General features: G+C 72.0%; 11 protein-coding genes. 4 read left to right on the top strand and 7 right to left on the bottom strand.

Features of this window, described 5'->3' with window-relative positions:
* Nucleotide 1: 1 nt before the first annotated feature.
* Nucleotides 2-832, bottom strand: coding sequence for a TIGR04222 domain-containing membrane protein (locus AB0E14_RS05895; protein WP_362412637.1), 831 nt, complete (start codon nucleotides 830-832; stop codon nucleotides 2-4).
* 209 nt (nucleotides 833-1,041) lie between these two features.
* Nucleotides 1,042-2,064, bottom strand: coding sequence for a hypothetical protein (locus AB0E14_RS05890; RefSeq protein WP_362412634.1), 1,023 nt, complete (start codon nucleotides 2,062-2,064; stop codon nucleotides 1,042-1,044).
* Nucleotides 2,065-2,275: 211 nt separating this feature from the next.
* Between AB0E14_RS05890 and gcl the strand changes: the two genes are divergently transcribed.
* The gene (gene gcl, locus AB0E14_RS05885; RefSeq protein ID WP_362412631.1) at nucleotides 2,276-4,063 is read left to right on the top strand and encodes a glyoxylate carboligase; all 1,788 of its coding nucleotides are present in this window, start codon (nucleotides 2,276-2,278) and stop codon (nucleotides 4,061-4,063) included.
* A gap of 61 nt (nucleotides 4,064-4,124) precedes the next feature.
* On the opposite strand, the gene AB0E14_RS05880 is transcribed toward gcl, so the two are convergent.
* Entirely contained in the window at nucleotides 4,125-5,105 is a 981-nt protein-coding gene (locus AB0E14_RS05880) for a transcriptional regulator (protein WP_362412628.1), read from the bottom strand.
* Nucleotides 5,106-5,310: 205 nt separating this feature from the next.
* Here AB0E14_RS05880 and AB0E14_RS05875 point away from each other — a divergent pair, with 205 nt between their 5' ends.
* The gene (locus AB0E14_RS05875) at nucleotides 5,311-6,513 is read left to right on the top strand and encodes an MFS transporter (protein WP_362412625.1); all 1,203 of its coding nucleotides are present in this window, start codon (nucleotides 5,311-5,313) and stop codon (nucleotides 6,511-6,513) included.
* Here the strand turns inward: AB0E14_RS05875 and AB0E14_RS05870 are convergent.
* The 4 genes from AB0E14_RS05870 to AB0E14_RS05855 form a co-directional block, all read right to left on the bottom strand.
* Nucleotides 6,449-7,114 carry an HNH endonuclease family protein gene (locus AB0E14_RS05870; protein WP_362412622.1) on the bottom strand — a complete coding sequence of 222 codons (666 nt, stop codon included), beginning with the start codon at nucleotides 7,112-7,114 and terminating at the stop codon, nucleotides 6,449-6,451. The genes AB0E14_RS05875 and AB0E14_RS05870 overlap by 65 nt on opposite strands.
* A 463-nt stretch (nucleotides 7,115-7,577) precedes the next feature.
* Nucleotides 7,578-9,035 (bottom strand): catalase, encoded by a 1,458-nt coding sequence (locus tag AB0E14_RS05865; RefSeq protein ID WP_362412619.1) that lies wholly within the window; start codon nucleotides 9,033-9,035, stop codon nucleotides 7,578-7,580.
* Nucleotides 9,036-9,219: 184 nt separating this feature from the next.
* Entirely contained in the window at nucleotides 9,220-10,134 is a 915-nt protein-coding gene (locus tag AB0E14_RS05860; RefSeq protein WP_362412616.1) for a 2-hydroxy-3-oxopropionate reductase, read from the bottom strand.
* A 58-nt stretch (nucleotides 10,135-10,192) separates the two neighbouring features.
* Nucleotides 10,193-11,026: a TIM barrel protein gene (locus AB0E14_RS05855; RefSeq protein WP_362412613.1), complete on the bottom strand. Its 834-nt coding sequence runs from the start codon at nucleotides 11,024-11,026 to the stop codon at nucleotides 10,193-10,195.
* A 140-nt stretch (nucleotides 11,027-11,166) separates the two neighbouring features.
* Here AB0E14_RS05855 and AB0E14_RS05850 point away from each other — a divergent pair, with 140 nt between their 5' ends.
* Both AB0E14_RS05850 and AB0E14_RS05845 read left to right on the top strand, forming a co-directional pair.
* The gene (locus tag AB0E14_RS05850) at nucleotides 11,167-11,415 is read left to right on the top strand and encodes a hypothetical protein (RefSeq protein WP_362412896.1); all 249 of its coding nucleotides are present in this window, start codon (nucleotides 11,167-11,169) and stop codon (nucleotides 11,413-11,415) included.
* Between the two features lie 44 nt (nucleotides 11,416-11,459).
* Entirely contained in the window at nucleotides 11,460-11,798 is a 339-nt protein-coding gene (locus AB0E14_RS05845) for a helix-turn-helix domain-containing protein (protein ID WP_362412893.1), read from the top strand.
* Nucleotides 11,799-11,824 lie beyond the last annotated feature (26 nt).

Genomic DNA, 11,824 nt, shown 5'->3' with positions numbered 1-11,824 from the left:
CTCAGCCCGAGCCCCCGCCACCGCCCCCGTCTCCGGCGCCGCCCCCGCCGCTCCCGCCGGTCACGTCGTGCCCGCCGAACCAGCCCCGGCCGGTCGCGTACCCGTCCGCCCCGCCGCCCCGGCCCAGCAGCCCGCCGTCGCGCGAGAAACGGGGGAGGAACAGCGCGAGCGCGGGGTCGCCGTAGAGGGCCACGTACAGCAGGACCAGATTGCCGTCCGTCACCTCGCGCCGGTGCGCGGGCAGCGGGTGCCGCTCCCGGAGCCCGGCGAGCAGCCGGCGGGCGGCCCGGGTGGTCGGCGGCAGGAACAGCAGGGCGAGCGCGGCGCAGGCCGGCACGGCCCCGAGGGCGAGTGCGAGCGCGAGCTCCGTCCCGGAGGGCCGGGTGATCAGCAGGCCCGCGAGGACCGTCGCCACCGCGCCCACGAGCAGCACGCGCGCGACCCGCAGTCGGCCGTGCGGGCGGAGCAGCCCCTCCCGGCCCAGTTCGGCCCTCAGCGCGTCGACCGCGCGCCGCGCCCGGGGCTGGGCGGCGAGGACCCGCAGACCGAGCGCGCGCCGCAGGGAACTGTGCACTCCGAGTTGGACCGGGTCACGTGTCCGGCCGGGCCCGCCGTTGGCCCGAATCGTGCCCTTCCGGCCGGCCGCGACCGCGCCGCGCTGGTGCAGCGCGACGAGCGCCACCACGACGACGGCCCGCGGCCCTCCCCGGAGCAACGCCAGTGCCTGCGGCGGCAGTTCTGCCCGCTGCGGGCTGCGTGTTCGCAACAGGGCGAGCGCGAGCAGCAGTTGTCCGCACGACGCACCGATGAACCACCACGTGTCCGCCCCCATGACGTCCCACCCCCAACGTTGTTGTGCCCGGGGGAGGGTGATCGTCACGCGTGGAATGGCTGAATTCTGAGGTTAATTTGAGCCGGGTGGGGGTTCATGCCCTCAGGGCGTCCCCCTACGGGCCGCCCTGGCCCCCAACCGCGGTCGGCGCCGCCCGCAGCCGGGCTACGCGCGGCCCCCGACCGCGGTCGGCACCGCCGGCAGCCGGGCTACGCGCCCGTCGTGACCAGTTCGTCGGCCGGGGTGTTGACCGGCTGGGGGGTGCCCGTCAGGTCGAGGACGAAGAGCGGTATGCCGAGTTCGTCCGCGCGCGACCTGGCCTCCGGGGTGTAGCCGGCGAGCGAGAAGAAGACGCTCACGGCCGTGCTGCTGAGGCCGTTGAGCCAGAGGCACTCGACGGCCCGCAGACCGGCCGGGCGGGTGCTCGGGTCGACCTGGGCGACGAGTCCGGGCGCCCGCAGGTCGACCTCGGAGGTGGACCGCTCCTCGGGCTGGACGACGTCACGGAAGCCGAGCCAGCGCAGGTAGCCGGCGGACGCGACGACCGCGTCCCGGGCGGTGCGGATGGTCACGGGCCGGAACGAGGGCCTCGGCGGCGCGGGGTGCGGCGCCGTGGGAGGCAGCGGTATGTGCGCGGGGTAGCGGTCCGCGAACGCACGGTGGCCGCCGCTCTGCGGGGCGGCGTGGGCGCGGTTCTCGGTCGGGTCCGGGTCCCGCCCCGGCTCCGTGCGGGGCTGCCCGCCGCCGGCCCGCTCGCCTCGTGGGCCGCTGTCCCGGCCGTCACCGGGGCCGAAGCGCTCGCCGGTGCCCGGGCGCGGGTCGGCCGCGGTGCGCGGGTCCACGACACGCCAGGGCCCGGTGTCCGAATCGGCACCCGTACCGGAGCCCGTGCCCCGTCCCGTACCGTCCCCCGTTCCCGCACCCGGTCCCGTGCCCCTCGCCGGTCCGGGGCCTCCGGTCACCGGCCGGACCGGGACGCGCAGGACCGTGCCGCAGGTGCAGCCGAGCTCCGGGTGGGGCCACTCGTCCGCGCGGCCGCAGGCGACGCAGCGGACCGTGACCCACTCGTCGGTCCAGTTCCGGTGCGTGACCGGCTCGCCCGTCGCCCCGGGGATCACCGGGGGCACCACCGGGGTGCCGCACGCGCACGGGAACACCGGCGCGGCGTACGGCTGCGTACGGAGGCATTCCGGGCAGCGCACCGGAACCGAGTCACCCACACCGAACCCCACGCCGAACCCCCTGTCTTCCGGGTCCCATCGTCCACCAATCCGCCACATGAGGGGAGGGACTTCGGCCAACGGCCGGGCGCCCTCCCTTGACGGCTCTCACCACCCCGACCTACATTGCTTCCGTATAGCAGAACAATACTTCCGCAATACGGAAACGGGCCACCGAGACGGTGGTGACCCGCTTCCGCCTGGCCGAAGCAGGAGCCCTCCCATGCCCCGTATGACCGCCGCCGCAGCGGCCGTTGAGATCCTCAAGCGCGAAGGCGTCACCAACGCGTTCGGCGTGCCCGGCGCGGCGATCAACCCCTTCTACCGGGAGCTCAAGAACGTGGGCGGCATCGCCCACACCCTGGCTCGCCACGTCGAGGGCGCGTCCCACATGGCCGAGGGCTACACCCGTGCCAAGGCCGGCAATATCGGTGTCTGCATCGGTACCTCCGGCCCCGCCGGCACCGACATGATCACCGGCCTGTACTCGGCGATCGCGGACTCGATCCCGATCCTGTGCATCACCGGCCAGGCCCCGGTCTCGAAGCTCCACAAGGAGGACTTCCAGGCCGTCGACATCGCCTCGATCGCCAAGCCCGTCACCAAGGCCGCCACCACGGTCCTGGAGGCCGCGCAGGTCCCCGGCGTCTTCCAGCAGGCCTTCCACCTGATGCGCTCCGGCCGTCCCGGCCCGGTCCTCATCGACCTGCCGATCGACGTCCAGCTGACCGAGATCGAGTTCGACCCGGAGACCTACGAGCCGCTGCCGGTCTACAAGCCGTCCGCGACCCGTGCCCAGGCCGAGAAGGCGCTGACCTTCCTCCTGGAGGCCGAGCGCCCGCTGATCGTCGCCGGTGGCGGCATCATCAACGCCGACGCCTCCGACCTGCTGGTCGAGTTCGCCGAGCTGACGAACATCCCGGTCATCTCCACCCTCATGGGCTGGGGCACCATCCCGGACGACCACGAGCTGTCCGCCGGCATGGTCGGTGTCCAGACCGCGCACCGCTACGGCAACGCGACCTTCCTGGAGTCCGACACCGTCATCGGCATCGGCAACCGCTGGGCCAACCGCCACACCGGTTACAACATGGAGGCGTACACCAAGGGCCGGAAGTTCGTCCACGTCGACGTCGAGCCGACCCAGATCGGCAAGATCTTCGCCCCGGACTACGGCATCGCCTCCGACGCCAAGGTCGCCCTGGAGCTCTTCGTCGAGATCGCCAAGGAATGGAAGGCCGCCGGCAAGCTGCCGGACTTCTCCGCCTGGGCCGCCTCCGCGCAGGAGCGCAAGGCCACCCTCCAGCGCCGGACGCACTTCGACAACGTCCCGATCAAGCCGCAGCGCGTCTACGAGGAGATGAACAAGGCCTTCGGCCCGGAGACCCGCTACGTCACCACCATCGGTCTCTCCCAGATCGCGGCCGCGCAGTTCCTGCACGTCTACAAGCCGCGCCACTGGATCAACTGCGGCCAGGCCGGCCCGCTCGGCTGGACCATCCCGGCCGCCATCGGTGCCGCCACCGCGGACCCGGAGACCCCGGTCGTCGCCCTCTCCGGCGACTACGACTTCCAGTTCATGATCGAGGAGCTGGCGGTCGCCGCCCAGCACAAGGTCCCCTACGTCCACGTCCTCGTGAACAACGCCTACCTGGGTCTGATCCGGCAGGCGCAGGGCAACCTGGGCATCAACTTCGAGGTCAACCTCGAGTTCGAGAACATCAACACCCCGGAGATCGGCGTCTACGGCGTCGACCACGTCAAGGTCGCCGAGGGTCTGGGCGTCAAGGCGATCCGCGTCGAGGACCCGAGCAAGCTCGGCGAGGCCCTGGAGCAGGCCAAGAAGATGGCCGTCGAGTTCCAGGTCCCGGTCGTCGTCGAGGCGATCCTGGAGCGGATCACCAACATCGCGATGAGCAAGACGGTCGACATGAGCGACGTCACCGAGTTCGAGGAGCTCGCGACCGAGCCCGGCCACGCGCCGACCGCGATCAAGGCCCTCAAGGTCTGATCCCGGCCACGCGCCGATCGGCCCCCGCTCCGAGAGCACCGGAGCGGGGGCCGCTTCGCGTTCAGCCGCCGCCCTGGGCCCGTACGAGAGTCGCGCCCGCCTCCGTCCAGTCGTAGAGGACCGACCGGCCCGCCCTGCGACGCCGTACGAGACGGGCGTCGAGGAGCACCTTCAGATGCCGGCCGACGGACCCCAGACCCTGCCCGGTCAGCGCCACCAACTGACTCGTGGACAGAGGTGATTCGAGCCGTACGAGCACACCTGCCCGCGCGCCCCCGAGCAGCGCGGCGAGGGCGTCGGGCACGGCCGGGCCCGCCACGTCGGCCAGGGCGCCCGCGCACGGGTAGACGATCGCGAAGCGCTCCGCGCCCTCCCACGACACCCAGCCCCGGGACGGGGTCACGGGCACGAGGAACAGCCGCGCGCCGGCGGCCGAACGCGGCGGATAGTCACGGGTGTTGACCTGGAGCCGGCCCTCGCCGAGCCAGCGGGTGCGCCCCGGGGCGAGGTCGTCCAGGGCGGCCGCCCACCCCTCCCGGGTCAGCCGGGCCGTGCGCGCCAGGACGTCCGCCTCCAGGATCCGCCGACGCCTCGGCCAGGTCGGCAGGACGGTCTCCCGCCAGACCCAGCTGAGCAACTCGGCCATCCTGTGCGGCAGATCGGGTGCCGAGGCCAGTGGCTCGGGCACCGGACCGCCGCCCAGGGACACCGCCAGGTCCGCCACCGCCGCCGAGGGCGCTGTCGCGCGCACCCGACTCAGCTCCTCCTCGAAGTCCGGCTCGTGGTCACCCCGTGGCGTGGGCGTCACGAAGTCGGCGTTCCAGGAGGTGCCGAGGGCCGCCCGGACGAGCAGGGCGTCGAGCGGATCGGCCGCCAACCGGGCCCGGTAGGCGGGCAGATGGGTCTCCAGCCAGGCCCGCTCGCCCGGGTGGGCGGTGTCCCGCAGGTCCAGGACCTGGAGCGCGGCCGTGACCTCGGCCAGCGGCGAGATCAGGAACCGGCTCCCGGCGAGCGCGTCCGCGTCGACCCGCCACCACCCCATACGCCCCGCCCCCTCGATCGTCCGGCTCACTGCCCGCGTGCACCCGCCGCCGGCCTGTGCGCCCGTCGCCGGCGCCTGTCCCGCGCTCCCGAGGCCGCTCGCCCCGCCCCCCGACACCGCCCTCCCCGCATCGCGCGGACCCGTCTCTTTCGCCGGAGCGCGAAACAATACCGGCCGCCTCAGGTGCCCCCGCAGACTCCGCCGCATGCGCAGTTACCGCGGCCTCTTCCGTACGCCCGAGTTCACGCCCCTCTTCCTCACCTGCTCCGTCCAGGTCGCCGCCCAGACCGTGGCGGGGCTCGGGCTTGCCACGCTCGTCTTCCGGCAGACCGGCTCCCCGCTGCTCTCCTCCCTCGCGCTCTTCGGGCCCTCGCTCGCCCAGCTCCTCGGCGCCGCCACGCTCCTCTCGGCCGCCGACCGGCTCCCGCCGCGCGCCGCGCTCGCCGGCATGGCGCTGTTCTTCGCGGTGGGCGCCGCCGCGACGGCCGTGCCCGGGCTGCCGATCGTGGCGGTCTTCGCGCTCCTGCTCGCCCAGGGCCTCGTCGGGTCGGTCGGCGGCGGGGTGCGCTACGGGCTGCTCGGCGAGGTCCTGCCCCGCGAGGGCTACCTGCTGGGCCGTTCCGTGCTGAACATGGCGGTCGGCGGCTGCCAGATCGCCGGGTTCGCGACCGGCGGCCTGCTCGTCGCCCTGCTCTCCCCGCGCGGCACCCTGCTCGCCGGCGCCGCCCTCTACCTCGTCGCGGCCCTCGTGGCCCGCCTCGGCCTCTCCCGGCGTGCCCCGCGCGCCACGGGCAGGGCCTCGGCGGCCGTGACCTGGCGTACGAACCGACAGCTGTGGTCCTCCCGGGCCCGCCGCCGGGTGTACGTGGCACTGTGGGTGCCGAACGGGCTGATCGTGGGCTGCGAGTCGCTCTTCGTGCCGTACGACCCCGAGCGCGCCGGGCTGCTCTTCGCCTGCGGCGCGCTCGGGATGCTGGCGGGGGACACGGTCCTGGGCCGGTTCGTGCCGAGCGGGCTCCGCGGCCGGCTCGCCGCCCCGCTGCAGGCGCTCCTGGCCGCCCCGTTCCTGCTCTTCGCGCTGGACCCGGGGCTGCCGCTCGCCCTCGTCGCGGTGACCGTCTCGGCGGTCGGCTACGGAGCGAGCCTGCTGTACCAGGAGCGGCTGCTCGACCTCGTACCGGAGGAGCTGAGCGGTCACGCCCTCGGGCTGCACACCTCGGGCATGCTCGCCCTGCAGGGGCTGAGCGCGGCGCTCGCGGGCGCCGTCGCCGAGGCCACCTCACCGCGCACGGCGATGGTGGTGCTCGCGGTCGCCTCGCTCGCCGTCACCGTGTCGCTGGTCCTCACCGAGGCGCCTTCGAGCGGACGACGACCGTCTCCTCGCACGGGCCGTCGGCGAACAGCTTGAGCGCCTCCACCTCGTCCTTGTCGGCGCTCAGGCCCCAGCGCAGCTTGGTGCCCACCCACTCGGCCGCGTAGCGGCAGTACCGGGCGGAGTCCGACGGCACCCAGTCGGCGGGGTCGCGGCCTGCCTTGTCCTTCTGGCTGCGGGCGGTGACGGCGACGAGCGTGCCGGGCACGCCCTGGTCGTTGGCGTACTTCTCGCGTCGGGCCGCGGTCCAGCCGGAGGCGCCCGACTCCCAGGCCTCGTTGAGGGAGACGACGTGGTCGACGCGGAGCGCGGCGGGGTCGGTGACGGTCTGGCCGTCGTAGTACGAGGTCCACTTCCCGCCGGTCAGGGCGCATCCGGCACCGGTCTTCGGGGCCTCGACGGCCTCCTCCAGGAGGACCTCGGAGCGGGTGTCGCAGCCGTCCTTGGCGTCCAGACCCGCGTTCCAGTGCCGGAAGGCCGACTCCTTGTAGCCGGCCGGGTCCTCGGAGGCCTCCACGAGGTCGGCGAGGGCGTCGGGGAAGAGGACGACGTTGGCCGACATCGCGGGGGAGGGCAGGGCGAGCGGGGACAGGATGAGGGCGAGCGGGGCGAGGCCCCGCACCAGGTTCTTGATCATGTACGAGTGGATAGCGGCGGGGGAGGGGCGCACACCCGGTGAATCGCGGTGCGCTCGCCCGTGCGGGTGTGGATCTTCACCGCAGAAACGATGCGCTGGCGCCGCCCGCCGTGCGGGAACGCGAAAGAGCGCGGAACCAGGGACCGTAAACCTGGTTCCGCGCTCTCGTTGTGCCCGCCCGACGGTGCGAGGCTGGCGCGACAGGACGTTCGCGCCGCCGGGCGGAGTCTTCGGGGGAGGTGGGGCGTTGGGACCGCGGCGGTGACGACGGGTCGGCCCGGGATCCCTTCCTTCAGGTCAAGAAGGGGCCTGGTCCGCCCTTACCACCGCACTGGCTCGTCGCCGCCGCGGTCCTCACGCTGTCCGTTCCGCCGGCCACCCCTCATCCGGGCCGTCGGTCCGGACGGCGTACGACATCTGACCTCCCGTCATATGCCGTACGCGGTCTGGGTACCGCCGTGGATCAGTCCTCGCGCAGGTCGCGGACCGCCTCGGCCACGCGCTTGCCGTAGTCCGCGTCGGCGGCGGCGAAGTGCGCGAGGTTCTTCTCGATGATGTCCTCGCGGGACACCTGGGACAGGCCACCGGCGATGTTGGCGACCAGACGCTTCTTCTCGTCCTCGGACATCAGGCGGTAGAGCTCACCGGCCTGGAAGAAGTGGTCGTCCTTGGCGTGCTCGGGCGCCGCGTGGGTGCCGGTCCAGCCGTGGATCGCCAGCGGGGCGGAGAGCGCCTCGTCGGTCTGCGAGGGACCGGAGTACGAGTTGGGCTCGTAGTTCTTGTCCGTGCGGCGGCCGTTGCGGGTCGCCATGAAGCCGTCGCGGCCGTAGTTGTCGGCCACGGTCGCCTTGGGGGCGTTCACCGGCAGCTGGGTGTGGTTGACACCGAGGCGGTAGCGGTGGGCGTCCGCGTAGGCGAAGAGCCGGCCCTGGAGCATCTTGTCCGGCGACGGGCCGATGCCCGGGACGAAGTTGTTCGGGGAGAAGGCGGACTGCTCGACCTCGGCGAAGACGTTGTCCGGGTTGCGGTCGAGGACCAGCCGGCCGACGCGCTGCAGTGGGTAGTCGCTGTGCGGCCACACCTTGGTGAGGTCGAACGGGTTGAAGCGGTAGTCGGCGGCCTCGGCGGCCGGCATGACCTGGACGTACAGGGTCCACGAGGGGGCGACGCCGCGCTCGATGGCCTGGAGCAGGTCGGTCTGGTGCGAGTTGGCGTCCTTGCCGACGAGCTCGGCGGCCTGCTCGGCGGAGAGGGAGCGGATGCCCTGGTTCGTCTTGAAGTGGTACTTGACGAAGAAGGCCTCGCCCTTGGCGTTGGTCCACTGGTAGGTGTGGGAGCCGTAGCCGTTCATGTGGCGGTACGAGGCCGGGATGCCGCGGTCGCCCATGAGCCAGGTGATCTGGTGCGTCGCCTCGGGGGCGTGCGCCCAGAAGTCCCAGACGTTGTCCGGCTCCTGCTTGCCCGTGAAGGGGTCGCGCTTCTGGGAGTGGATGAAGTCGGGGAACTTGATCGGGTCCTTGATGAAGAACACCGGGGTGTTGTTGCCGACGAGGTCGTAGTTGCCCTCTTCGGTGTAGAACTTCAGGGCGAAGCCGCGCGGGTCACGGACGGCGTCCGCGCCACCGAGCGAGTCGGCCACGGTGGAGAAGCGGAGGAACGTCTCGGTCTTCTTGCCGACCTCGGAGAGGAAGTCCGCCTTGGTGAAGCCGGTGACGTCGTCGGTCACCTCGAAGTAGCCGTACGCGCCGGAGCCGCGGGCGTGCACCACGCGCTCCGGGATCCGCTCACGGTTGAAGCGCGCGAGCTTCTCCAGCAGGTGCTGGTCCTGGAGCAGGATGGGGCCACCGACGCCGGCGGTGGCGGAGTTCTGGTTGTCGGCGACGGGGGCGCCGGACTCGGTCGTAAGCACGCGCTTCGACATGGTGACCTTCCGTACGGGAGCTGCACCGCTGACTGTGCGGGTGTTCAGGAGCGTAAATTCGCGCCGAACCCAGCGTCAACAGTTTGTTGAAAATGAAGTGGGGTGTTCCGGGCGGCGGCGGCGCCTGGGCGCGACAGGACAGGTTGTCAGCGCCGCCGCCGACCGGAAGTCAGGGGGACCTGCGTCAGACCTGCTGGCCGGAGAGGCGCTCGACGGCGCGCAGCAGGGCCGAGTGGTCCAGGCCGCCGTCGCCCTGCGCACGCAGGGAGGCGACCAGCTGGGCGACGACGGCACCGACCGGGAGGGCCGCGCCGACGTTGCGGGCGGCGTCGGTGACGATGCCCATGTCCTTGTGGTGCAGGTCGATCCGGAAGCCGGGCTTGAAGTCCCGGTTCAGGAAGTTGTCCTTCTTGCGGGTCAGGACCGTGGAGCCGGCCAGACCGCCGTTGAGGACGTCCAGGGCGGCCTGGAGGTTCACGCCGGACTTCTCCAGGAAGACCACGGCCTCGGCGCACGCCTGGATGTTGACGGCGACGATGAGCTGGTTGGCCGCCTTCACGGTCTGGCCGGAGCCGTGCGGACCGCAGAGCACGATGACCTTGCCGAGGGCCTCCAGGATCGGCAGGGCCTCGTCGAAGTCGGCCTGCTCGCCACCCACCATGATCGACAGGACGGCCTCGATGGCGCCGGCCTCGCCGCCGGAGACGGGCGCGTCGATGACGCGGATGCCCTTCTCCTTGGCGTTCTTCGCCAGGTCCACGGAGGTCTGCGGGGTGATCGACGACATGTCGACGATCAGCGCGCCCGACTTGGCGTTCTCCAGGATGCCCTCGGGGCCGTAGGAGATGGCCTCGACGTGCGGGGAGGCGGGCACCATCGTGATGATCACGTCGGCGTCCTTGACGGCCTCGGCGATCGAGCCGGCCGCGGTGCCACCGGCAGCGGCCAGGCGGTCCAGCTTGTCCTGCTCCAGGGTGAAGCCGGTGACGGAGTAGCCGGCCTTGATCAGGTTCTCGGACATGGGGGAGCCCATGATGCCGAGACCGATCCACGCAATCGCCGGGCGGGTGGGCTGGGAGGAGTCAGCAAGGTTGCTCATGATGAGGGTGCCTCTCGAAAAACTGGTGGTACGGGGAGGGAGCCTGCGGATCGGCGGCTCAGCGGGCCGCGCGGGCCTCGGCCGGGAGCCACTCGAAGGACGCGGCGGCGTCGGCGGCCTTGTACTCCAGGCCGACCCAGCCGTCGTAACCGGCCTTCTTGAGCTCGTCGAGCAGCTGCTCCAGGGGGAGCTCGCCGGTGCCCGGCGCGCCACGGCCCGGGTTGTCGGCGATCTGGACGTGGCCGGTCTTGTCCGCGTACTCCGCGATGACCTGGCTGACGTTCTCGCCGTTCATCGACAGGTGGTAGATGTCGAGGAGGAACTTGGCGTTGCCGAGCCCGGTGGCCGCGTTGACCTTGTCGACGACCTCGATCGCGGCGGGGGCGCTCACCAGCGGGTAGAGCGGCGACTCCGGCTTGTTCAGGGTCTCGATCAGCAGGATCGCGCCGATCCGGTCGGCCGCGCGGGCCGCCAGGACCAGGTTCTCCAGGGCGAGGGTGTCCTGGATCTGCGGGTCGACGCCCTCCACGCGGTTGCCGTAGAGCGCGTTGAGCGCCTTGCAGCCGACCGAGGCGGCGAAGTCGGCCGCCACCTCGATGTTGGCGCGGAAGCGGTCCGACTCCTCACCGGGCACGGAGAGCGCGCCGCGGTCGGGGCCCGGCAGCTGGCCGGCGTAGAAGTTCAGGCCCACCAGCTGAGTGCCGGCGTCGTCCAGAGCCTTCTTGAGGGCGTCGAGCTCACTCTGGGCGGGGGTGGCGGTGTCGATCCAGGGCCACCACAGCTCGACCGCGGTGAAGCCCGCCGCGGCGGCGGCCGCGGGGCGCTCCAGGAGCGGGAGTTCCGTGAAGAGGATCGACAGGTTCACATCGAAGCGCTGGTCCGTGTATCCCATGAGGGGCGGCGCTCCTTCCGTATTGCGGAAGTAACTTTCTGTCTGACGGAATGTTGCAAGGCGGGCCGCGCACTTGTCAAGAGGCTTCGGCAGCTCAGGGCTGCCGTGCGCGGACTTCCGGCCAGTAGCGTGGGGCCATGGTGCGTTTGAGAGTGGAGTTCACGACCGAGCCCTTCGACCTGGACGAGGCGCCGGAACACGCGGTCGTGGCCCGTGAGGTCATCCAGTCGGCCGAACTGGACGCGGTGGACGTCGGCCCCTTCGGTAATACGGCGGAAGGCGGCGCCGACGAGGTCCTCACGGCCGTCGACGCGCTGCTGCGCAAGTCCCTGGCGGCCGGCGCGACCCGTGTCTCCCTCCAGGTCAACGTGATCGGGGAGGAGTCGTGACCGAGCACCCGCTGATCACCGCCGTGAAGCCCCTCGTCGACGCCATGGGGGCCGAGATACTCGGGCCCGACCAGGCCCAGACCGACGACGTGGTGCTCGCCTGGGAGGGTGAGGACGTGCTCGCCGTACGGCTGCCGCAGCTCTCGGACTCCCTGGACCACATCCTCGCCGCGATGGAGCGACGGCACGGGATGCCGCTCGCCGAGCTCGACCGCAAGGCCAAGCAGGAAGCGGTCCGGATGCTGGAGGCGCGCGGGGCCTTCTCGGTGCGTCATGGAGTGGAGACGGTGGCCGGGGCACTGGGTGTCAGCCGGTTCACCGTGTACAACTACCTGAACCGCGAGACCGCCCTGAGCAGGGAAAAGGCCGCCGAGAACGGCTAGTTGATCATGTATGACCAGGAGCCGTC

It is taken from the genome of Streptomyces sp. NPDC047981, from assembly GCF_040653315.1.
GTDB lineage: Bacteria > Actinomycetota > Actinomycetes > Streptomycetales > Streptomycetaceae > Streptomyces.
This window is presented reverse-complemented; position numbering and strand designations above follow the sequence as displayed.